The 21,600-nt window shown below is 71.5% G+C and carries 17 protein-coding genes; 6 read left to right on the top strand and 11 right to left on the bottom strand.

Going from position 1 to position 21,600, the window contains the following annotated elements; genetic code table 11:
- Window positions 1–724: 724 nt before the first annotated feature.
- Both WME79_RS43885 and WME79_RS43880 read right to left on the bottom strand, forming a co-directional pair.
- Window positions 725–952: a hypothetical protein gene (locus tag WME79_RS43885; protein WP_437527844.1), complete on the bottom strand. Its 228-nt coding sequence runs from the start codon at window positions 950–952 to the stop codon at window positions 725–727.
- A 180-nt stretch (window positions 953–1,132) separates the two neighbouring features.
- A complete protein-coding gene (locus tag WME79_RS43880) occupies window positions 1,133–4,576 on the bottom strand; it encodes a DNA translocase FtsK 4TM domain-containing protein (protein ID WP_437527842.1) in 3,444 nt (1,147 codons plus the stop codon).
- 363 nt (window positions 4,577–4,939) lie between these two features.
- Here WME79_RS43880 and WME79_RS43875 point away from each other — a divergent pair, with 363 nt between their 5' ends.
- The 3 genes from WME79_RS43875 (at window position 4,940) to WME79_RS43865 (ending at window position 9,239) form a co-directional block, all read left to right on the top strand.
- Window positions 4,940–6,553 (top strand): hypothetical protein, encoded by a 1,614-nt coding sequence (locus WME79_RS43875; RefSeq protein WP_437527840.1) that lies wholly within the window; start codon window positions 4,940–4,942, stop codon window positions 6,551–6,553.
- A 118-nt stretch (window positions 6,554–6,671) separates the two neighbouring features.
- On the top strand, window positions 6,672–7,820 hold the full coding sequence (locus WME79_RS43870; protein WP_437527838.1) for an FHA domain-containing protein: 1,149 nt from the start codon (window positions 6,672–6,674) through the stop codon (window positions 7,818–7,820).
- Window positions 7,821–7,892: 72 nt separating this feature from the next.
- Complete coding sequence (locus WME79_RS43865) at window positions 7,893–9,239, top strand: L,D-transpeptidase (RefSeq protein ID WP_437527836.1); 1,347 nt, start codon at window positions 7,893–7,895, stop codon at window positions 9,237–9,239.
- 253 nt (window positions 9,240–9,492) lie between these two features.
- Here the strand turns inward: WME79_RS43865 and WME79_RS43860 are convergent, their stop codons facing one another.
- From WME79_RS43860 to WME79_RS43820, 9 genes are all read right to left on the bottom strand, one after another.
- The gene (locus WME79_RS43860; RefSeq protein ID WP_012240589.1) at window positions 9,493–9,831 is read right to left on the bottom strand and encodes an ATP synthase F0 subunit C; all 339 of its coding nucleotides are present in this window, start codon (window positions 9,829–9,831) and stop codon (window positions 9,493–9,495) included.
- A 289-nt stretch (window positions 9,832–10,120) separates the two neighbouring features.
- Window positions 10,121–10,888: a F0F1 ATP synthase subunit A gene (gene atpB, locus WME79_RS43855; protein WP_437527833.1), complete on the bottom strand. Its 768-nt coding sequence runs from the start codon at window positions 10,886–10,888 to the stop codon at window positions 10,121–10,123.
- Window positions 10,889–11,090: 202 nt separating this feature from the next.
- Window positions 11,091–11,555 (bottom strand): ATP synthase subunit I, encoded by a 465-nt coding sequence (locus tag WME79_RS43850; RefSeq protein WP_437527830.1) that lies wholly within the window; start codon window positions 11,553–11,555, stop codon window positions 11,091–11,093.
- Window positions 11,545–11,913 carry an AtpZ/AtpI family protein gene (locus WME79_RS43845; RefSeq protein ID WP_437527828.1) on the bottom strand — a complete coding sequence of 123 codons (369 nt, stop codon included), beginning with the start codon at window positions 11,911–11,913 and terminating at the stop codon, window positions 11,545–11,547. Before WME79_RS43845 ends, WME79_RS43850 begins: the two co-directional genes overlap by 11 nt.
- 125 nt (window positions 11,914–12,038) lie before the next feature.
- Complete coding sequence (gene rdgB / locus WME79_RS43840) at window positions 12,039–12,662, bottom strand: RdgB/HAM1 family non-canonical purine NTP pyrophosphatase (RefSeq protein ID WP_437527825.1); 624 nt, start codon at window positions 12,660–12,662, stop codon at window positions 12,039–12,041.
- The gene (gene rph, locus WME79_RS43835) at window positions 12,659–13,432 is read right to left on the bottom strand and encodes a ribonuclease PH (RefSeq protein ID WP_437527822.1); all 774 of its coding nucleotides are present in this window, start codon (window positions 13,430–13,432) and stop codon (window positions 12,659–12,661) included. The genes rdgB and rph overlap by 4 nt, the downstream gene beginning before the upstream one ends.
- A 70-nt stretch (window positions 13,433–13,502) precedes the next feature.
- On the bottom strand, window positions 13,503–14,501 hold the full coding sequence (locus WME79_RS43830) for a murein hydrolase activator EnvC family protein (RefSeq protein WP_437527819.1): 999 nt from the start codon (window positions 14,499–14,501) through the stop codon (window positions 13,503–13,505).
- Window positions 14,498–15,391 (bottom strand): cell division protein FtsX, encoded by an 894-nt coding sequence (locus tag WME79_RS43825; protein WP_437527816.1) that lies wholly within the window; start codon window positions 15,389–15,391, stop codon window positions 14,498–14,500. Before WME79_RS43825 ends, WME79_RS43830 begins: the two co-directional genes overlap by 4 nt.
- A gap of 41 nt (window positions 15,392–15,432) precedes the next feature.
- Window positions 15,433–16,254: a cell division ATP-binding protein FtsE gene (locus WME79_RS43820; RefSeq protein ID WP_437527813.1), complete on the bottom strand. Its 822-nt coding sequence runs from the start codon at window positions 16,252–16,254 to the stop codon at window positions 15,433–15,435.
- A 104-nt stretch (window positions 16,255–16,358) separates the two neighbouring features.
- Between WME79_RS43820 and WME79_RS43815 the strand changes: the two genes are divergently transcribed.
- The 3 genes from WME79_RS43815 to WME79_RS43805 all read left to right on the top strand — a co-directional run bounded on the left by WME79_RS43815 (window position 16,359) and on the right by WME79_RS43805 (window position 21,557).
- On the top strand, window positions 16,359–17,207 hold the full coding sequence (locus WME79_RS43815) for a methionyl-tRNA formyltransferase (RefSeq protein WP_437527810.1): 849 nt from the start codon (window positions 16,359–16,361) through the stop codon (window positions 17,205–17,207).
- A 123-nt stretch (window positions 17,208–17,330) separates the two neighbouring features.
- A complete protein-coding gene (locus tag WME79_RS43810) occupies window positions 17,331–18,482 on the top strand; it encodes a hypothetical protein (RefSeq protein WP_437527808.1) in 1,152 nt (383 codons plus the stop codon).
- A 24-nt stretch (window positions 18,483–18,506) separates the two neighbouring features.
- A complete protein-coding gene (locus WME79_RS43805) occupies window positions 18,507–21,557 on the top strand; it encodes a BamA/TamA family outer membrane protein (RefSeq protein ID WP_437527805.1) in 3,051 nt (1,016 codons plus the stop codon).
- Window positions 21,558–21,600: the final 43 nt, after the last annotated feature.

The following is a 21,600-nucleotide window of genomic DNA, read 5'->3' as shown; positions in this document are numbered from 1 at the left end:
GCGCTTCGTCAGAGGAAGGGGGCGGCTCGTCGCTTTCGCTGTCGATGGTCTCCAGGAGATCGGGATCGCTCGGCTGCCCGACCTCCGAGGCCATGACCTCCTCGAGCGCCGTCACGCACAGCCCGAGCTCCGAGGCGCGGAACGGCTGCCCGGCCGCCCCGGCGGCGTCGGCCGCGCGTCGCAGCCACACGATAGCGTCGCGCCGCTCGCCGCGCGCCCACAGCGCGCTTGCCGTGGAGATCCCCCACACGACATCTTCATCGTCATTCGGGTGCGGTTCGGGGAGGGCGACCACGCGGTTCGCCATGAGCAACACCACCTATCACAGGCCCCACTGCGGCCGTTTACCCCATGGTACCGAGCGAGCCGACGTCCCGGATCGGGCGTCGCGCGAGCCCCGCGGCGCGGAAAGCCGCGCCACCCAGGAGCTTAGCCGCGCTCGCTACGGCACGTACAAATTACGGTACGGATGTCGCTTTTAGCGCTCGCCTCGCCATCGTTGCCCGTCAGGTGCCCGTCAGAACCCGGTGCTGGCACACATTCGCGACGCGAACGCGGGTCCGGCGCGACGCTCCGGCGTGAATCCGACGCAATCCGACGTATAAGGAGCGAACGCCGCGTGCGCTGCGTGCGTTCACAGAGCGCTCGGCCACGGGGCTCGGCCGATCCTGGTTGAGAACGGGGCACGCGCGGGGGCGTCGTCGGCCCGTGCAATGACGCCGGGTCAGGTGGAGCGCCGTCCACCGATGCGCCGCGGCCGGCAGCCCAGGACCGCCGCGCGACGGCACATCTCCTCGACGCCATCCTGCGATGCGGCCTCTCCGGGCATGCGTCTCGCGAGCCAGCCGATGAGCGTCAGCCCCGCTGCGCGGGCGTCTGCGGGCATCGTCCCGTCGTTCAGGAGGCTCGCGATCTGGGCGATCAGACGCGTGCGCGTTTCCTCGGGCGCCATCCTGGGTGCTCCATGAAGCATTCGAACGGGAAAGTCAAAAGAACCGCCATGCTGGCGCGCAGCCCCGTCGGCGGCCACCTCGACGCTGTGTGCTCCTCGACATCCCGTCTGTCCCGCTTGCCCGGGTCGGCGGCGTGCCAACACCCGCCGTGCAGTGGCGTCAAGATAAATTACATGGGGTCAAATCGGCGCGATCAGCACCTCGCGATCCTTGGCGCCGTTTGCGGGCCCGACGAGCCCGCGCTTCTCCATTGCCTCGACCAGCTTGGCCGCGCGGTTGTAGCCGACGCCGAGCTTGCGCTGCAGCCATGAGGTCGAGCAGCGCCGGGTGTCGGCCACGATGCGGACCGCGGCGTCGTACATCGGATCGGTCTCCGCGTCGGACGTGTCGGGCTCCTCGCCCTCGTCGTCTCGGGGCCGGAGGATCGCCTCGTCGTAGACGGGCTCGCCCTGGAGCCGGAGGAAGTCGGTGATCTTCTGGACCTCTTCCTCCGAGCAGAACGGGCACTGGACGCGGCGCGTATCGTTCGAGCCGTTCATCTTGATCAGCATGTCGCCGCGGCCGAGCAGGTGCTCCGCGCCCTGCTCGTCGAGGATCGTCCGGCTATCCACCTTCTGCGCGACACGGAAGGCGATGCGCGTGGGGAAGTTCGCCTTGATCATGCCGGTGATCACGTCGACGCTCGGCCGCTGCGTCGCGAGGATCACGTGCATGCCGGCGGCGCGCGCCTTCTGCGCGAGCCGGGCCACGCTCGCCTCCACGTCCTTGCCTTGCTGCATCATGAGGTCGGCGAACTCGTCGACCACGATCACGATGAACGGGATCTTCTCCGGCAGCGCCGCGTCCGATCCATCCTTCGCCGCGTCGATCTCCACCTCGAGCCCGTCGGCGCCGATGGCGCTCACCTTGGCCGGGGGCTTCGGCGGGCGCGCCTCGCCGCGCTGCACGCGCTCGACCCAGGCGTTGTAGGTCGTGATGTTCTTCGTCCCCGCGTTCGCGAAGAGCTGGTACCGGCGCTCCATCTCGTCGACGGCCCACTTGAGCGCGTTCGCCGCCTGCTTCATGTCCGTCACGACCGGCAGGAGCAGGTGCGGGATGCGGTCGAAGGGCGCGAGCTCGACGACCTTGGGATCGATCATCAGGAGCCTGAGCTCCTCCGGCGTCTTGCGGAAGAGCAGGCTCACCAGCATCACGTTGAGGCCCACGCTCTTGCCTGCGCCGGTCGCGCCCGCGACGATGACGTGCGGCATCGACGCGAGGTCGGCGAAGTACGGCGTCCCGATGATGTCGCGGCCGAGCACGCACGGCAGCGGCGCCTTCATCTCGACGAAGCGGCGATCCTCGACAAGCTCGCGCAGGTTGACGGGCAGGCGGTGCTCGTTCGGGATCTCGAAGCCGATCCGGTTCTTGCCGGGGATGGGGGCGACGATACGGACCTTCCGCGAGAGGCCGAGCGCGAGGTCGTCCGCGAGGCCTGCGACCTTCGACACCTTGGTGCCGGCGGCGGGAGAGACCTCGAACGTCGTGACGGTCGGCCCCGGGTGGATCTCCTCGACCTTCCCGCTGACGCCGTAGTCGGCGAGCGTCTTCTCGAGGAGCTGCGCGGTCGCCTTCAGCTGATCCGCGTCGAGCTGGAGGCGCCCGCCCGCGGCTGCTTCGAGCATGTCCGTCATCGGCAGGCGGAAGCCCGCCCCGGTCGCCGGGACGACCTTCACCACGGCCGGCTTCTCGCTGACGAGCGCGCGGCTCGTATCGACGATCGTCGGGTCGCGCGGCGCGACCCCGCGGGCCTGCTCCGGGCCGATGGCGGGCGGGGGCTCGCGGTGGGCCACCGCAGCGTCCGGCGCGCGCGCTGGCAGCTCGCGATGAGCCGCCGCGGTGTTCGGCTCGCGCGCTGGCAGCTCGCGATGAGCCACCGCGGCGTTCGGCTCGCGCGCGGGCAGCTCGCGATGAGCCACCGCGGCGTTCGGCTCGCGCGCGGGCAGCTCGCGATGAGCCACCGCGGCGTTCGGCTCGCGCGCGGGCAGCTCGCGGTGAGCCACCGCGGCGTGCGGCTCGCGCGCGTGCGGCTCGCGTCGTTGGCGCACGGGCAGGATGGGCGACGGTGTCGGCACGTCGACCTCGTCCGGTTCTTCGAGAGCGGTCACCATCTCGTCGTCGTCCGGATCGAGCGCCGCGAGCTCCTCCGGCTCGTCCTCGTCGAGGTTGCCCCGCTCCTCGTCGAGGTCGCCCTGCTCCTCGTCGAGGTCGCCCTGCTCCTCGTCGCTGTGCGCCTCGCCGTCGAACGGCGGCTCTTCGCTGTCCTCCTGGGCGGCGGCGCCACGCGGCGCCGCGGGAGATGCGGCGCGACGCCGTGTTGCTCGGCGCTGCGTTCCCTCGCGCGGCTCGGCAATGCGCTGCACCCGGCCGCGCGGCTCGGCGATGTGCGACACCGCCTCGCGCGGCTCGTCGTCCCGCTGCGCTGCCTCGCGCGGCTCGGCGCCGTGGGTCACCACCTCGTGCGTCTCACCGCCGTGGATCACCAGCTCGTGCGGCTCGGCGCTGTGGATCACCACCTCGTGCGCCTCCCCCCCGTGGATCTCCACCTCGCGTGGCTCGGCGTCGTGCGGCTCTGCCCCGCGCGGCTCTGCGCCCTGCTGCGCCGCTTCACGCGGCTCCTTGGCCTGCGCCTTCCGCCCGCGCCGCGGCTTCGCCGGGGCGGCCGGCTCCTGGGGGGACGCGTCGAACGGCGCGCTCTTCCAGAGATCGAGCGCCGGCGCCTCGACGGGCGCCGGTTCGACGGGCGTTGCCCTGGCGGCGGGATCGGAGGGCCGCTCGTCGGTGTCGTCGGCCAGCGCGGCGATGATCGCGTCGGGGCTCGAGTTGCGCGCGATGATCGGGGGCGCGCTCTGCGTCTTGGCCTCGGTCTGCCGCTCCAGGTCGCGCGCCGCGGCCCACGCCCCGAAGAGCGCGCGCGCCCAGCCGGCGACGCGCATGGTGATGGCGATCGCGAGCTGCTCGGCCCGGTGCGCGAGCTCGATGAACGAGAACGTCGCGCGGCCCATCAGGATGAGCGCGACGATGGTGAGCCCGATGATGTAGGACCCGATGTTCGAGAAGAGCGCGCGCAGCACCTCCCCGAACAGCTCGCCCACGGCCCCGCCGAGCGGCATCGCGCCGAACGCGACAGCGCGCGGGAACGCGACGTGCGCGAGCGCCGCGAGCACGATGACCACCACGATGTCGCCGCTCAGCCGGAACAGGCTGGCGATCGAGCGCTTCGCCCCCAGGAGCGGCATCGCGAGCAGCGCGAGCTCGAGCGGGACGAACCACGCGATGACGCCGATCGCCTCGATCGACGTCCCCGCGAGCGCAGCGCCCACGGGCCCCACCCAGTCGTCGCCGGTGACCTCCGGCCGCATCGGATCCCCGCGAAAGGAGGCGAGCGCCAGCGCGCTGTACAGGGCGGAGACCAGCAGAACCAGCGCCGCCGCATCCCGGGCGTAGCCATGGCCCGGGGGCGCAGCAGGACCCGCGATCCCTGCTGGGCTGGTCCGCGCGGCGCCGCGCGCCCCGGACCGCAAGGGCTCGCCAAGGCCGGCGGTGGGCTGGGCACGGCGAGGAGCGAACAAGGGGACGTGCATACCTACCTGTACCTACTTTGCTCACATATGCGCACTTCGCTCCGGGGGCAAGAAGTATGGGAGGGCTGCAAGAAGTGGAAGAGATCGGAAGAGGAAGGACGGACAAGGAAGAGGCGGGGCGGTGTGAACGCTGCCACGCGCCGTGCGCGCCTGAGCTCGCTGGGAGGGCGAAACGCACCCACTTCTGGGCAGCGCAGGCGAGGGGAGGGAGCCGGGAGGGGGGAGGGATCGCAGGCCGCCGGCGCTCTGGAGTTCTGGCCAGATTTCGCGCAGACTTTGGAAAGGCTCCTCCCTATTCCGGCCTTGAAATTCTTTCAAACAGAGCGCTGCGGGCGGTACCATCCCGACCCTCCTGGGACGTGCATGGAAACTGTCGAACGAGCAGGGCGGCGCGTCGGCGCTGCGGGCCTTCTTTTGCTGTGCCTCGCGACCGCGGGCGCAGGGCTCGCGACGAGCGGGTGCCGCGTCAACGAGAACGACATCCACCGGTGGGAGACCACGGCGCACGGCCCGGACAAGCTCAGGGCGGTGCTGTTTCACGATAAGTACGACAGCTCGCTCCGCATCGAGGCGGCCACCTCGCTGATCCGCATGAAGCCCCGGCAGGGCCGGCGCGTGGGCATCGGCATCGTGGTCGAGACCCTCGCGACCATGGCGCCGGAGGCCCGGCAATCGATCGTTGCGGCGCTCGTGCCGTCGATCATCGCCGAGCTGAGGAAGCCGCCGCCCGTCGCGCAGCCAGGGCAGCCGCTCCCGCAGGACACGTCGTTCCCCTACAAGGACACCGCGTACGCGATGCTCACGTCGGATCGGACCGTGATCATAGCGGACGAGGGGCTGAAGGAGGGGCTCAAGGCCGCCCTCATCGACTGGGCGATGGCGGACTTCGAGCACCGGCTCGAGGACCGCTCGCAGGCCTACGGGATGGAGCAGCTCCTGCGCTTCATCGGCCCCGCCGCGGTGGCCGGCCTGCCGAAGCTGATGACCCGCGAGGCGAAGCGGCTCGACCAGCTGGCGTCGCTCGTGGCCGAGTACGGCGACGCGCCGACGAAGGAGGCCGCCTCGGCGAACCTGGTCGCCATCGCCAGGTTCGTCACCTCCGGCGAGTGGACCACCGTCAAGAAGCCCGAGCTCCAGGCGGCGAACGCCGCGTCGAAGCTCGCGCCGACCGAGAAGCAGTTCGAGGCGCAGCTCGCGCAGTACCAGGAGGAGGAGCTGTTCCGGGTCTTCGGGTCGATGAAGAAGCTCGGCGGCCGGCCGTCGGTGGACTTCCTCCTCGGGTTCGCGGCGAACAAGGAGCAGCCGGAGAAGCGCCGCCAGGCCGCCCTCGCCGCGCTCGAAGGCCGGCTCGATCGCAACAACCCGAGCGACATCCAGCGCATCCTCGAGATCGCGACCGCGGACGCGCCCGACGCGGTGCTCGACCAGGCCTTCCGCCGCGTCGGCGAGATGCCGCGTGAGCTCGTCGTCGAGAAGCTCTACGGCCTCTTCAAGACCGACAAGTGGAAGATCCGCCGCGCCGCCGCCGCGACCATCCTGAAGATGTCGACGGTGAAGCACATCGACGAGTTCATGGGCAGGCTCCCCGACACCAAGGACAGCAAGGGGTTCGCCATGCCGGAGGCGCTCACGTACGGCGCGGCGCTCGGCGACCTGAAGGAGGGCTTGCCCGTCGAGGCGCTGAAGAAGCACTTCGCCGCGGGCTCGGCGGCGGTGCGGACGAGCGCGATCGCCTACTACTTCACGTTCGGCACGGCGGCCGATCTCCCGGCGGTCAAGCCGCTCGAGGGCGACACCACGCGCGTGCCGGTCTGCGAGGCCGACCCGGACTGCAAGTGGGCGTGCGAGGTGCAGAAAGAGGGATCGACCGAGCGCGAGCTCAGGGACGTGAAGACCGTCGGCGAGTTCGTTCAGTACTGCATCGAGCCGGCCATGCAGGACAGGAAGCCGGAGCTCGAGAAGGGCGAGAAGAAGTGACGCGCTTCTTCGTCCGCCGCGCGCGTCACGCGCGGCCCAGAGCCGTCAGTTGCTTGCAGGGAAGAGGCCGGGAGGAGGCTTCCCAGCGCAATTCATCCTCCATTATCGTTGGGTAGAGATGAGCGCGGATCCGAACAAGAAAAGCGCACGGACGTTCCAGTGTCGCGATGTCCTTTGGGAGACGTTCGAGCAGATGGCGCGCGAGCTCGAGTGCTCCATCGACTACCTCATCAATGAGTCGATGAAGCAGTACGCTCGGCAGCGAAGCTACAGCCCGCGCACGCCGTTCCCGCCGCCCGCCAGGGGCGACGCGGTGCCCCCCTCCGGGCACATGGCGGTCCCGCACGCTCATCAGGCCAGCGCGCCACCTCCCCTCGCGACGCCCCATCCGCCTGGGCTGGCGACGTCCGGCTCGGCGCCGCCCCTGGGAGGCTTGCAGCAGCAGCCGGCAGCCGGGATGCCCTACGGCGCCTCGGCGCCTGCGTATGGCGCGCCGTCGCCGCCGTACGGCGTGACGCCCGTCGGGCCGGGGCCGACGCCGGTCCCGGCGATCACGCCGCCTCCTCCGCCTCCGGGGCAGGTCCGTCCGGGCGCGCCGCCGCCGCCGCCGCCGCCCCCCGGCAGCAGCAACGCGGGCGGCAAGCGGCCTAGCCTGCCTGTGCCTCCGCCCGTTCCGGGTCGCGTCGGCGGCCCGCCGCCTCCGCCGACCAGCGTGACGCGCCTCGGCGCGCCGCCGCCGCTCCCGTCGCAGGCCACGAACCCCGGCGGGCGCCAGAGCCTCCCGGGCGCCTCGGCGAGCCGCTCGGGGCCTCCGCCTCCGCCGATGAGCAACGCCGCCGGTTACGCCTCGCCGATGGGACCGCCGGTGGCGCCGCCCCTCGCGCCCCCGCTGTCGCCGCCGCCGTATGTCGCTCCGCCGCAGGCATCCAGCAGCGTGCCGGGGCCGCCGCCGATGGCCATGGGGATGCCGAATCAGGTCCCCGTTGGCCCGACGCTCGCCGCGTTCTACGCGGGGCAGCGGTTCGTTGTGAACAAGGATCGGTTCATCATCGGGCGCGGCAAACAATCGAGCGATCTGACGATCAAGGATCCGAACGTGTCGCGCCAGCACGCCATGGTCGAGTTCCTGAACGGCCAGTACTACATGGTCGACATGGGCTCGACGAACGGCGTCGAGTACAACGGCCAGCGCATCGCCCGGAAGGCCATCGTCGAGGGCGATCTCTTCCGGATCTGCGATCACGAAGTGCGCTTCTCCTACCGCTGAACCCGCCGACCGCAGGCGCGCAGGCGGGAGTTTGGCTGGAGCGCAGGCGAAGGCTTAGGATCCCGCCGCAGGATGACGAAGCGTGGAGGCGCCGAGGCCGGCTCGCAGGAACGGCGCCGCGTCGCGCTGCGACGAGCGCGTCGCGGCGGCGCCGTGGTGGTCGGCCTCGGCGTGGCGATCTGGGGCGGGGCGGTCCTCGCTTCGCAGCTGCCGCCGTGGGTCTCCGCGGACGACACCCCGCTGCCGGCGTGGGTCAGGAGCGCGCGCGTGCTCAAGCGCGACCAGCCGCTGTTCGACGCCCCCGGCGACGGCGCGCGCCGGCGCGGCTCTGTCGATCGCAACGTGCAGCTGCCCATCTTTGCGGCCAGGCGCGCCGGCGGATGCCTCGGGCGCTGGCTCGAGGTGGGCGCCGCGGCCTGGGTCTGCGACGACGCCGTCGAGCTCTCCGCCGCGGGTCCGATCAGCCCGCTGGTGCGGACGTGGCGAGAGATGCCGGATGGGCTCCCTTACCGCTACTACTTCGTCGGCCCCGACGGGACCTTCGGCTATCGGCGGGCCGAGGCGGCCGACATCGACGCGCCGGACGCGCAGCTCGAGCCCGGCTTCGCGGTGGCGATCGTCGAGGAGCGGACCGAGGGAGGCGCCCGGTACGGCCGCACGAACAGCGGCTTCTGGTTGCCGATGCGAGATCTCGGTCCAGTGCGCGCGTTCGCGTTCCACGGGGTGGACGTCGCGCCGGGCGCTGCGCAGATCGCGACCGCGTGGGTCGTGTCGGAGCGGGCTCCGCTCTACACGCGGACGGGGGCGGGCTTCACGCGGACCGAGGAGAGCAAGGTGCGGTTCGAGGTGGTCCCCTACCTGGAGGAGGCGCAGGGCGCCTCGGGGAAGCTCGCGCGCATCGCGGAGGGCGACGTCGCGGCGTGGATCTCGATCCGCGATCTCCGGCGCCCGTCGGTGGCGCCGCCGCCCGAGGTCGACGTCGAGGCGGGTGAGCGCTGGATCGACGTCGAGCGCGCGACGCAGACGCTCGTGGCCTACGAAGGGCCCCGCCCCGTGTTCGCGACGCTCGTCTCGACCGGCAAGGGCGCGCCTGGGTCGCAGCGCGCCACGCCCGCCGGCACCTTCCGGATCTGGGCGAAGTTGCTCACCTCGGACATGGACAACCTCGAGGACGAGGCCGCCGAGCGGTACTACCGGATGGAGGACGTCCCCTACGTGCAGTACTTCTCGAAGGGGGTCGGGCTGCACGGCGCGTTCTGGCATCGCTCGTTCGGCCAGGTGCGGAGCCACGGCTGCGTGAACCTGGCTCCGCTCGATGCGCAGCGGCTCTTCTGGTGGACGTCGCCCCGGCTCCCCGCCGGCTGGACGGCCGTCCTCCCGACGGCGCACGAGCCGGGCACCGTCGTGCGTGTGAGGTAGCGGCAGGTCGAGATCTGCGGCCGGCGTGAACCAGTGGCGTGTCGGATCCGGCGCTGCTGCGAGGCGAGGCGGCAGGCGGATCGGTTCGGCGCTCGAGGTCGTGCAGGCGTGGAAGCGAGGGGATGGAGCGATGCTCGGGCGCGAGAGCGCGCGCGGGCGAGGCTCCATCGAGGAGCGCTCGACCGGGGTAGCAGGGAGAGGGAGGCGGGAAGGAGCAGCGGAGCCGGGCCCGGCGGGCGCGGCGAGCGCTGGCTCAGGGGGCGATCTTGCCCTGGAGGAAGAACGCGATGACCCAGGAGAGGAGCACGAGCGACTCGATGAGCGCCAGGCCGAGGATCATCGGGGTCTGGATCCGGGCAGCGGCGCCCGGGTTCCGGGAGATGCCCTCCAGGGCGGCGGCTGCCGCGCGCCCCTGGCCCATGGTGCCGCCGAGGGCAGCGATGCCGATCGCGAATCCGGCAGCGACGGCGAGCCACGAGTTCGCGTCGTACTTGTTCGACGCCGCGCCATCCTGCGCCAGCGCCATAGCGGGAACCAGTACCAGCGCAGTGCCGACAACGGCGGACAGCGACAGCTTGCTCTTCAGCGACATCCGAATCTGCTCCTTTCAAGCCACACAGCCCGCGGGGCTGCATGCGAAACATCTGCGTGGGTCAGGGGCCGCGGGGCGGTCCCCCATCGAGATCCGGGGATCGCTCCAGGGACCTCTGCTACTGCTCGGTAGGGGCCGCGCTTCCGCGATCCACCACCGTTGTGGGGCAACCCATCGACAGCGGGGCCCCTCTAATCCGATTTTCGAGGGCTGGCTAGCCTTCTCTTCACCTCCAGCGCCATTCTCCGCGGCGCCGGTGGGCAGCTGACCAGGCGGTCAGGCGAAGCGGTCAGTGATGGTCTGCCTTCTCGGTCGCGAGCCCGATGTAGATGCAGCTCAGCAGGCAAAACACCAGCGTCTGCACGACGATGACGATGATCGCCAGGAACATCAGCGGCACCGGGACGAACAGCGCGACGAGCCCCAGGAAGATGCTCGCCACGAGGTGATCGACGCCGATGTTGAGCATGAGCCGGATCGAGAGCGTGACCGGGCGGACGCAGGTGGAGATGACCTCGATGGGGAAGATGAGCGGCGCCAGGTACCACTTCGGCCCGGCGAGGTGAGCGATGTAGCCCAAGCCGTTCTCTTTCAGCCCGTAGTAATTGAACAGGACGAACACCACGACCGCGCACCCGATCGTGATGTTCAGGTTCGAGGTCGGCGGGTTCACTCCCGGGATGAGCGCCGACGCGTTCGAGAAGAAGATGAACGCGGCCGAGCCCCCGATGAGCGGGAAGTACCGCTTCGCGTTCGCGGGCCCCATGACGTCCCGGGCCATCCCGTAGAAGTAGCCGAAGAACGCCTCGAAGAACGTGCGCAGCGTGAGCTTGTCCTCCGGGATCACGGACTCGTTCAGGCGCCGGTACTGGCCGCGAACCTCGCTGGCGAGGAGCACGAACAGCACCATGATCAGAAGGCTCATGAAGATCGGCTCGGTCCCGCGGTAGTCCACGGTGTGGTGACCGATGAACGTCTTGCCGATGTTGCGAGCGTTCTCCCGGAGTCCGGGGAGCTGCGCCAGGAGGTACGTGAGGAACCCTGTGTGCTCAGGCATGGCTTTCGTCGTCGATGCGCTGCGCCGGCAGCCGCGCGGCTGTGCCGGCACGGCCGCGAGCGCTGGCGAGCCTTGTGGGAGTTCACCCTCGGTCGAGGGGCCTCGCCTCTACCACAACTCGTTTACGGGGGGCACCCTGCAGCGCGCCAAGCCTCCTCACGCCGCGCGGGTCGCTCCCGGAGGCGCCGGTTCCGGCGGGAGCTCAGCCGCGAGCGCCCGGCGGGCTTCCGTCCGCCGGGGGCTTCGGTCCGAACAGCGTCCCCAGGGTGATGCCGACGACGAGCGAGGCGTAGCCGACCATCAGGGCGACGCCCGAGACCATCTCGCTCTTCAGGAGGAGCCACACGCCGCCCATCAGGCCGGTGAGCTTGATCATCGCGATCAGCGTCCACGACACCGTGTGGCCCCGGCGCGAGAGGAACGCGTCGACGATGCGCGCGAAGACGTACAGGTTCACCGTCGCGATGGCGCCTCCGATGCACACGCCGAGCGCCGCGCGCGCGCCGTACGCGAGCAGCGCGGCCACGGACAGGACCGCGGCCGTGCCGGCGACCCAGCGGAGCACAGACCGCATCGTGGCGTCCCCGACGCCGGGCCGCTCCTCCGCGTCGGGCTCCTCGTGCGGCGGGTCGCTATCGGGCGCCCCTGGCCTTCGCTCAGCGCTCATCGTTCCCCTTCGCGTCCTGCAGCCCGTCGGGATCGCGGACGTCGTCGCTCGAGTCTGTCCGGCGGACGTCGTCCGGCGCGCGCTCGTCTTGCTGCGCCTTCCGGTCGTCGAACCTCGGCGCAGGGTTCCCCTGCTCGCGCTCCTCGCGCTCGGCCACAGCCTGCATTTCCTTCCACGCCCGGAAGACCGCCTTGCCGGCAGCGCCGAGCCCGAAGAAGAACCAGAGCACCGAGAGGTACGGATCGGTCCCGAGCTTCCCGTCGAGCCAGCGGCCGATGAACAGGCCGACCAGGATGCACAGCACCACCTCGAGACCGACAGTCCCGTAGCTTCCGACGGCCTTCCAGTCCTGCTTCATCAGGGGATCCGATCACCGGGCAGTACTTGGGTGCCTTCGGTCGCGATTACAAGCGGTCCCGGACGGGGTCAACCGCCGTCCGGCGTCGCCGCTTGATCGGCACCCACCGCGCTCCGCCTATCGTCCTACCGTCGCGCGAGCAGCGCCTCGAGCGAGGAACGCATCTCCCGTGCGGCCTTGCCGCGGTGGCTCACGAGGTTCTTCTCGGCCTCGTCGAGCTCGGCCATCGTCCGTCCGTAGTCCTCCACGACGAACAGCGGATCATATCCGAAGCCGCCAGCGCCCCTGGGCTGCCTGCCTATCCACCCCTCGCAGCGCCCTTCGGTCACGATGGGCTGCGCCTCGGACCGCGGATCGAGCAGCACCATCACGCAGCGGAAGCGCGCTTGGCGCCGGTCGTCTGCGACGTCAGCGAGCGCCGCGAGCAGCGCCTCATTGTTCTCCGCGTCGGTCGCGCCCTCCCTCGCGAAGCGGGCGGACCGGACGCCCGGCCGTCCGCCGAGCGCGTCCACCTCGAGCCCCGAGTCCTCGGCGAGCGTCACCATCGCCGATCGGAGCGCCCCGGCGCGCACCTTGAGGAGCGCGTTGTCCAGGAACGTCGCGCCGTCCTCGACCACCGGCGGCGCGCCCGGAAGCACGTCCGCCAGCGAGAGCACCTCGATCGGGAGGTCGGCGAGCAGCGAGCGCAGCTCCACGAGCTTTCCTCGGTTCGAGGTCGCGGCGAGCAGGCGCAGCGGCTCTCGGCTCACGCGACCCTCCAGCGATCCGTCTGGAAGAGCGCGGAGAGGTCGACGCCCGCGCTCGACAGCGCCCGGTGCTGCGCGCTCGCGAGCGACGCCACGCCCGCGAGCGCAAGGTCGGTCATGCGATCGAGCTCCGCCCGGGGGATCGCCTCGTCCTCGGCCGTCGCCTGGACCTCGACGATCGAGCCGACCGCCGTCGCCACGACGTTCATGTCGACGCGCGCCGAGCTGTCCTCGGTGTAGACGAGGTCGAGCGCGAGCCCGCCCGGCAGATGGCCCACGCTGATCGCCGCCACCTGATCGCGGAGCACCGGCGCCTCGAGCGATCCGGCCGCGCGCATCCGGTCGAGCGCCAGCGCGAGCGCCACAAAGCCGGCGGTGATCGACGCGGTCCGCGTGCCCCCGTCCGCCTCGAGGACATCGCAGTCGATCGCGATCGTCTGCTCGCCGAGCTGCTTGAGATCGATCGCCGCCCGGAGCGCGCGGCCGATGAGCCGCTGGATCTCCTGCGTGCGCCCGCTCGGGGCCTTGCCGCGCCCGTCGCGCGGCTCCCTGCGGGCTGGGCTCGATCGCGGGTGCATCTGGTACTCGGCCGTGAGCCAGCCCGCGCCTTTCCCCATCATCCAGGCGGGCACCGTGGGCTCGACCGAGGCCGTGCAGAGCACGACCGTTCTCCCGGCGCGGTAGAGGACGGAGCCCTCTGCGTTGCGGTGGAACCCGAGGATCATCTCCACGGGGCGGTGGACATCGAGGGCGCGGCCGTCAGGGCGATTCACGGGGCCGCCTTAGCACACTTCGCGCGTCGCGCGGGCTCGCCTCGCGGCGGCGCGTGGCGGGCTCGAGTCGCTACATCCCGAACCAGGGACCCGGGTCGATCACCTCGGCGCCGCGCCTCAGCTCGAAGTAGAGCTTCGCGCCGTTCGGTCCGCTCGCGACCGTGCCCACCCGCGCCCCGCCCGCGAGCTGATCGCCGGCGCGCACATCCGCGGCGCCGAGGTTCGCGTACACCGAGTAGAGCCGCTCGCCGTGATCGACGATCACGGTGAGCCCGTAATCCGCGTAGGTGTCGGCGAAGGCCACCCGCCCCGCGGCCACGCTGCGGACCGGCGCGCCGTCCAGCGCGGTGAGCTCGACGCCGGGGCCGCCGGCGCCGCGGCGCGACACCTTGCGCACCTCCGCGCGGCCGGCGATCGGGAAGGGGAGCCGCCCCATGAGCGAGCGGAAGCCGGCGCGGCGATCGAGCTCGGCGGGTCCGGTGTCCGCGCCGTAGATCGCGAGGTAGTCGGGGCGCACGCTCGTCTCGAACGCGCGCGAGAACGCGGCGCGGCGCTCTTCCTCCTGGGCCAGCGCGACCCGGGCGCGGTTCATCGCCTCGCGGTGCACCTCGAGGGGCGCGCGCTCCGCTCCGAGGTGCGTGAGCCGGTCCGCGAGCTCGGCGCTGCGTCGGGTCAGCTCCGCCTCGCGGGCGAGGTCGCGCTCGAGGGCGAGCCGGGTGCGCTCCACGCGGGCGGCGTGGTCCACCAGCGCGTCGAACCCGCCGCCCACCGGGAGGAAGCCGGCGCGGACGTGGCGGTAGTACGCGCGCCCGCGCGCGATCATCCGGCGGCGGGTGAGCTCCAGCGCGGGGCCGATCGCGTCGAGCTCCGCGCGCAGCGCCTTCTCCTCGGCGTCGAGCTTCGCGAGCAGGCGATCGAGGTCGTTCTCGGCCAGCGCGGAGCCCTGGCGCGCCGCTGGAGCCGCGGCCCTGGCCGCCGGGGCGTCGACCGCCGGCACCTCGGCGCCGCTCGTCGCGGCCCCGGTGAGGAGCGCCAGCGCCAGCGGCGCGAGCCGGATGCGGCGCCTCACACGGCCACCATCTTGCGCAGCGTGAGCAGCGCGGTCGTGGCGCCGAGCGCGGCCCCGAGGGTGACCATCCCGAACGCGACCTCCCAGGGCAGGAACGACGGCGAGACGCCGAGCAGGTTGGCGAGTTCGTGATCGAAGCGGCCGCGCACCATCATGAACAGGGCGCCCAGCACGAGCAGCGCGCCGGCCGCGCCGGCGGCGCCCTGCGTGGCGCCCTCGACGATGAACGGCCGGCGCACGAAGCCGTCGGTCGCGCCGACCAGCTTCAGCACCTCGACCTCGATCTTCCGGCGATGCAAGAGCAGGCGCATCGTCGAGCCGATGACGCTCACGACGGCGCAGAGGACGATCGCGGCGAGGCACGCGCTCGCGGCGACGCCGCCGCTGAGGAGGGACGACAGGCGCTCCGTCCAGCGCTGGTACGTCTCCACCGTGTCCACGGCCGGCAGGGCGCGCAGCTTCACCGTCATCGAGGCGAGCGCCTCGTCGGAGACCTCCTCGGTGAAGCCGACCTCGAGGGACGCGGGGAACGCGCTCGGCGGAAGCGCGGCGAGGGCCTTGTCGCCGTCGTCGTGCACCACCTCGCGGCGCGCCTCGGCGCTCGTCACGAGCCGCACCTTCTTCACGCCGTCGGTGCCCTCGAGCGCGCGGGTGAGCTCTGCGGTCTGCGCCTCGGTCGCGCTGTCGCGCAGGTAGACCGTGGCGCGGCCGGCGCGCGACCAGCGATCGCGCACCGCCATGAGGTTCGTGACCACGAGGAGGGCCGACGCGAGGCAGACGAACGCAACCGCGAGCGAGAAGATCGACAGCGCCTGCAGCCGCCAATCGCTCCTCCCTGCCCGCCAGGTGCGAAGCCATCTCCGCCGATCGTCACGCTCGCTGGTCTGCATCCGGTTCCCTCTATCCGTCTCGTGAGGCGGAGCCCTCGGCGCTACGCTGCGCCGCGCACGCCGCTGTCCATCTCGTCCTCGTCGTCGCCGTCCGCGAACTCGCCGCCAGACCCGAGGCCCTGCGGTACGTCGGTCGCCTTCCCGTCGTCGAGCACGACCACGCGCCGGGGGCGCACGTCGAGCAGCGTCCGATCGTGCGTCGCGAACAGGACGGTCGTGCCGGTCTCGTGGATGTCCTCGAATAGCCCGAGCAGATCGATCGCGAGCTGCGGGTCGAGGTTGCCCGTCGGCTCGTCCGCGAGGATCAGCGTCGGCTCTCCGACGATCGCCCGCGCGATCGAGACGCGCTGCTGCTCGCCGCCGCTCAGCACCTGCGCTCGGTCGCCGCCGCGCCCCGCCAGACCGACGCGCTCGAGCGCCTCGCCGACCCGGGTCCGGAGCAGGCGCGACGGGAGGCCGAGCACCTCCAGCGTGATGGCCACGTTGTCGAACACGGTCCAGCTCGGGACCAGCTTGAAATCCTGGAAAACAAAGCCGATGTTGCGCCGGAGCGCGGGGATCGACGTGTCGGTCAGGCGCGCGATGTCCCGGCCGAGGAACAGGATCCGGCCATCGTCGACGCGCTCGGTGCGGTGCACGAGGCGGAGGAGCGTGCTCTTGCCCGAGCCGCTCGGGCCCGTGATGAACACGAACTCGCCGCGCTCGATCGAGAGCGACATCCCGCGCAGCACCGGCTGATCGGCGCGGTACGACTTGTAGACGTCCTCGAAGACGAGGATCGGCCGGCGCGCGGCGGACGCGTCGTAGCGGTGGCCGGGCCGGAGCGCCGGACGAAATGAGCCTTGCAGAGGGGGCGCCGCCATCGGAGCCTTCACCTATCAGCCTGCTCGCACACGGAAAACTTTTCGGCCGACGCTCGGGTGAGCGCCCTCTGCGGGTCGCCTTTTTTGGCCTCCCGCTGGCGGCGTTGCTGCTTCACGGCGACGGTCACGAGATCGCCCTCGCCGCGATCAGCCGCGCCGACGCCGTGGGGCTCCGCCGGGCCCGCCGGGTCTTCGGCTCGCGCCTCCTGCTGCGTCCCGACGTCGAGCGCCCGGAGCTCGCGTCGCGCGTCGAGGCGCTCGCGCCCGATCTCCTGGTGAGCTGGTTCTGGACCACGCGCCTGCCGATGTCGCTCGTGAGGGCGGCGCGGCTCGGGGGGATCGGCGTGCACCCCTCGCTGCTCCCCCGTCATCGGGGGCCGGACCCCACCTACTGGGCGATCGCCTCGGGGGACGCCGAGAGCGGCGTCACGGCGCATCGGATCGAGGCGGAGTACGACACCGGCGACATCCTTGAACGGGAGAAGCTCCCCATCGATCCGGGGTGGACCGCGTGGCAGCTCGCCCGGGCGCTCGACCGGCCGAGCCTTCGGGTCCTGCGGCGCACGGTCGCCCGGTTCGCGCGCGGCGAGGAGGTGGCGGGCGTCGCCCAGGATCCGGCGCTCGCGACGCAGGCGCCTGCGCCTGACGACGAGGCGTGCGCCATCTGCTGGTCCTGGCCGACGGAGCGCGTCCTCCGACACGTCCGCGCCCTCGCGCCGGCTCCGGGCGCGTGGACCGAGATCGAGGGCGCGTGCGTCATCGTCCTGCGGGCCGCGCCGGCGGCGAGCTTTCCCGAAGCGCTTGCGCCCGGCGAGGCGGTGGTCGAGGGCGGGGTGGTCCTGGTGCGGACCGGCGACACGGCCGTCGCGCTGCTGGACGGGGAGATCGACGGAGAGCCGGCGTCGGTGGGTGAGCTCGCGGCCCTCGTGGAGTCGGGGGCGTCGCGCGGGTGACCGCCGGCAGGGGGCGATTGGCGGCCGGCTGCGTCGCCGGCGGGGTCGCCTGGCCGGCTCGCGGCCATCGAATCCTGAACCTATGCGCGCGCGACCGCGTAGGATGCGCCCTTCGGAGGATTCATGTCGGAACCCGCGCAGCTTGCGAAAAGCGCCCGCGAACTGCTCGCCGCGGCGCTCAATGCGCTCCAGTCGAACGGGGGGGTGTCGCCTGAGATCGAGGCGCTCGCCGAGCCGATAGCGCTGGCGATGGGCATCATGCATCGCATCGAGCGCTCCGGGGGCCAGGCCCTCGACGGCAGCGATATCGCTCTCGGCCACGTGCGCGACGTCCTGAACCGCCTGCAGAGGATCACCGTGGCCGATCCGGTGGTGGACGTGCTGATGGAGCACGTCGCCTCCTCGCTGAGCAAGGTCAACGCGCTGAGCAGGGCGCAGGCCGCCGGCGCCTCCGCGCAGGCGCGTGCGCCCGTAGCGGCGGCCGCACCTGCGCCGGTTGCGCCTGCACCGGTAGCGGTGGCCGCGCCAGCACCCGTCGTGGCGGTGGCCGCGCCAGCGCCCGTTGCGCCAGCGCCCGTCGTGGCGGTGGCCGCGCCAGCGCCCGTTGCGCCAGCGCCTGTAGCGGTGGCCGCGCCAGCGCCGGTTGCGCCTGTGCCCGTGCCAGCGCCGTTCGTGCCTGCACCTGCAGCGGTGGCCGCGCCAGCGCCGTTCGTGCCTGCACCTGCAGCGGTGGCCGCGCCAGCGCCGTTCGCGCCTGCACATGCAGCGGTGGCCTCGCCCGCCCCGGCCGCGCCCGCGCCCGTCCAGCACACGCTACCCTCGCCGCAGCAGGCGCGGCGTGCGCCGGCGCCCGCTTACCCCGCCGCATCGCACCCGGCCGCAGACCCGCGCGGCGCTGCGCAACCCCAGGCCATGCTCCAGCCCGTCGACCACCGCACGCCCGCCGCGGTCGTCGATGTCGAGCTCGGCGCTCTGACGCCGTCGAATTTTTACAAGGGACTGGCAGGCAACGACGTCATCGAGCACGGGGGCATCTTCGTCGCGACCTACAAGATCCCGCCGACGGGCTCCGTCGTGACCTTGCGTGTCCGCCTGCCGGGCAACTACGAGTTCACAGCGCAGGCCGCGGTCCGGTGGACGCGCGAGGCAGGCGGCTCGAGGGACTCGGCCGAACCAGGCTTCGGCGCCCGGATCACGCAGATCTCGGCGGAGGGCCGGCAGCTCGTGTCCCGGTTCACGCGCAACAGGGAACCGCTCTTCTACGACGACCTCTGAGGTCGCCACGCCGCCTCGATCTTGGTGAACTCTCCTCCCGCGCGCGCCGGCTCGCGAGCGAGCCGGCCGCTCCACCGCGCAGCGTTCGTCCTCTCTGCCGTCGCCCTCGCGGCGCTGCTGCTCCTCGCGCCGCGGCCGGCCTGGGCGACGGGCGACCCCGATCTCGCCTTCTGGACGTTCGAGACCGCCCACTTCCGCGTGCACCATTCGCAGGGCCTCGCGCCCATCGCGGCGCGCATCGCCTCGCTCGCCGAGACGATCTACGGGCGCGTCGAGGATGCGCTCGGCTACGCCCCGCAGGGCCGCACGGAGATCCTGATCACCGACGACTCCGAGATAGCAAACGGGTCGGCCGGCACGCTCCCCTACAACTCGATCCACCTCCTCGCATCCGGTCCGGACGACCTGTCGACGCTCGGCGACTACGACGACTGGTACCTCGATCTCCTCACGCACGAGTTCACGCACATCGCGCACATCGATAACACCTCGGGGATCCCGGCTATCCTGAACGCGATCGTGGGCAAGACGTTCTCGCCGAACCAGGTGCAGCCGCGGTGGATCATCGAGGGGCTCGCCGTGGTGAGCGAGAGCCACCACTCGAGTGGTGGCCGGATGCGCTCGAGCATGTTCGACATGTACCTGCGCGCCGACGTGCTCGAGGACAACATCGCGGGGCTCGATCAGATCTCGAGCGCCGCGTTCCGCTGGCCGCAGGGCAACCTCTGGTATCTCTACGGATCGAGGTTCCTGGGCTGGATCATCGACGTCTACGGGCCCAACACGATGCGCGCCGTCTCCGCCGACTACGGGGCGTCGCTCATCCCGTGGGGGATCAACCGCGCCATCCGCCGCGTGACCGGCAGGACCTACGTCGAGCTGTACGAGGGCTGGAAGGACCACCTCCGCCGGCTTTACCGAGAGCAGATGGCGGCCGTCGAGGCGCGCGGGCTCCGCGAGGGCGCGCGGCTCACCTACCACGGGCGCAACGTGCTCTACCCGCGGTTCGTTCCGCCCGCCGCGCGCCGGACCGCTGCAGACGAGATCGTCTACTTCCGCGACGACGGCAGGGAGCGTCCCGGTATCTACCGCGTCTCCCTCGCCGCGCCCGCGCCCGGGAGCGAGCGCCACGAAGCGCTGGTCGCGCGCACCAACGCGCCCTCGCGACCGGCGTTCACGCCGGCAGGTGACCTGGTCTTCACGGCGCTCCTGCCGTGGCGCAACCACTACTACCGAAACGATCTCGTCCTGCTCCCGCGCGGCGAGGCGGCGCCCGACGGCGACGAGCCCTCGCGGCGCCGGTTGACGCAGGGCCTCCGATCCTCGGCCCCGGACGTGAGCCCCACCGGAGAACTCGTCGCCTTCTCCCTCAACAGCAAGGGCACCCGCTACCTGGAGATCGCGCGCCTCTCCACCGATGGCGCCCTGTCCGAGCGGCGCGATCTCGTCCCGAGCGCCCGCTTCGAGCAGGCCTACTCCCCGTCGTTCTCGCCCGACGGCAAGCGCCTCGCATACAGCGTCTGGACCGCCGGCGGCTATCGCGACATCCGCGTGGTGGACGTGGCCACCGGCAGCTTCCGTCAGGTGACCCGCGATCGCGCGACCGACATGAACCCCGTCTGGTCGCCCGACGGCGAGACGCTCTATTTCACCTCCGATCGCACCGGCATCCACAACGTCTACGCCTACGAGGTCTCGTCCGGCGCGTTGCGCCAGGTCACGAACGTGAGACTCGGGGCCTTGCACCCGGCGATCAGCCCCGATGGCAAGACGCTTGTCTATGTTGGATATACCTCTCGGGGCCACGACCTCTTCGCCATGCCGCTCGATCCGGCGCGCTTCCTCCCGGCGCCGCCGCCCCCGGGCGATCGCCCCGATCCCGCCACCGAGCCTTCGGCGGCGCGGCTCGAGCGCGTTCCTTACAACCCGCTTCCCACGCTCGCGCCGCGCGCGATCACGCTCGACTACGCGCCCGGCAGTTATGGTTCGAACGCGCTCACGGTGAGCGTGACCGGCACCGACATCGTCGGTCGCCACACGATCTTCGGCGAGCTCACCGTGCAGCCGGACGCGCCGGCCCCGAACGTCCTGCTCGGGTACAACTACGGCCGGCTGCCTATCGACCTCGGCGTCCGCGCGTACCACAACATCTCGCCGCGCGGCGGCTACCGCCTCAACGGCCGAAACGTCGTCTACGACGAGCGAACGATCGGGATCTCCGCGGGCATCAGCTATCCGATCCGCGGCGAGTTCTCGCGGCATACCCTGAGCGCGTCGTTCGGCAGCGCCGCGTTCAAGGGGCAGCTCCCCATCGGCGACAAGCTCGACCCGTATGCGCCCCGCACCATCCTCCCGCCGCGGGGCACGCTGAACCTCGCGCACCTCGGCTACGGATTCTCGAACGCCGAGGGCTCGCTCGACGCCGCCGGCGCGCCGCGCGGGGTGTCACTGAACGCTGGCCTCGATTACGCCGGCCCGGAGACGGGCAGCAGCTATACGACCTACGCGTTCTCGACGGGCCTCACCGCCTACGTCGCCATGCCCTGGTCAGGCGATCACACCCTCGCGTTTCGCGTCGCCGGGGCGGTGTCTGGCGGCAACTTCCCCCGGGGCGCCAGCTATGGCGTGGGCGGGTACGATCTCGAGAACCTCACCCTCGTCGACACATTGCTCACCGGGGTCACGAATAGCTCGTTCACGCTCCGTGGCTACGCGCCGGGCGCGATGTTCGGCCGCTCCTATTTCTCGCAGACGTTCGAGTACCGCGTGCCCGTCCTGCAACCTGACCGCGGCCTCGTGACGCTGCCGATCTACCTGCGCCGCATCGACGCGAGCCTCTTCCTCGACCACGGCGGCGCATTCAACCGCTTCGAGATGGACGACCTCGCCCTCTTCACGCGGAAGAGCCTGCTCTACTCGCCCCAGCTGAACGCCTCGGTCGGCGGTGAGCTGTGGCTGAGCTTGAGCATCGGGTACGTCCTCTCCTCGCAGCTGCGCTTCGGGTACGCTTATGGCCTGAGCGATCTCGCGATCCCTGGCGGTCAGTTCTACTTCGTCGCGACGAACTCGTTCTGAGCGCCGCGCACCTGCTGGAAATTTTGCCCGCGCCGACCCCTTC

Origin of the sequence: Sorangium sp. So ce726 (assembly GCF_051521405.1) — a bacterium.
Lineage (GTDB): Bacteria > Myxococcota_A > Polyangia > Polyangiales > Polyangiaceae > Sorangium.
The sequence above is the reverse complement of the archived record's forward strand: the minus strand, read 5'-3'. Positions and strand labels throughout refer to the sequence as shown.

What these genes read in the sequence shown, in the direction of transcription:
- WME79_RS43875 (WP_437527840.1), top strand. Translation starts at nt 4,940, where the DNA reads ATGGAAACTGTCGAACGAGCAGGGCGGCGCGTCGGCGCTGCGGGCCTT.
- WME79_RS43820 (WP_437527813.1), bottom strand. Translation starts at nt 16,254, where the DNA reads ATGGCGGCGCCCCCTCTGCAAGGCTCATTTCGTCCGGCGCTCCGGCCC.
- WME79_RS43860 (WP_012240589.1), bottom strand. Translation starts at nt 9,831, where the DNA reads ATGTCGCTGAAGAGCAAGCTGTCGCTGTCCGCCGTTGTCGGCACTGCG.
- WME79_RS43865 (WP_437527836.1), top strand. Translation starts at nt 7,893, where the DNA reads ATGACGAAGCGTGGAGGCGCCGAGGCCGGCTCGCAGGAACGGCGCCGC.
- WME79_RS43885 (WP_437527844.1), bottom strand. Translation starts at nt 952, where the DNA reads ATGGCGCCCGAGGAAACGCGCACGCGTCTGATCGCCCAGATCGCGAGC.
- WME79_RS43850 (WP_437527830.1), bottom strand. Translation starts at nt 11,555, where the DNA reads ATGAGCGCTGAGCGAAGGCCAGGGGCGCCCGATAGCGACCCGCCGCAC.
- atpB (WP_437527833.1), bottom strand. Translation starts at nt 10,888, where the DNA reads ATGCCTGAGCACACAGGGTTCCTCACGTACCTCCTGGCGCAGCTCCCC.
- WME79_RS43880 (WP_437527842.1), bottom strand. Translation starts at nt 4,576, where the DNA reads ATGCACGTCCCCTTGTTCGCTCCTCGCCGTGCCCAGCCCACCGCCGGC.
- WME79_RS43810 (WP_437527808.1), top strand. Translation starts at nt 17,331, where the DNA reads ATGTCGGAACCCGCGCAGCTTGCGAAAAGCGCCCGCGAACTGCTCGCC.
- WME79_RS43845 (WP_437527828.1), bottom strand. Translation starts at nt 11,913, where the DNA reads ATGAAGCAGGACTGGAAGGCCGTCGGAAGCTACGGGACTGTCGGTCTC.
- WME79_RS43825 (WP_437527816.1), bottom strand. Translation starts at nt 15,391, where the DNA reads ATGCAGACCAGCGAGCGTGACGATCGGCGGAGATGGCTTCGCACCTGG.
- WME79_RS43870 (WP_437527838.1), top strand. Translation starts at nt 6,672, where the DNA reads ATGAGCGCGGATCCGAACAAGAAAAGCGCACGGACGTTCCAGTGTCGC.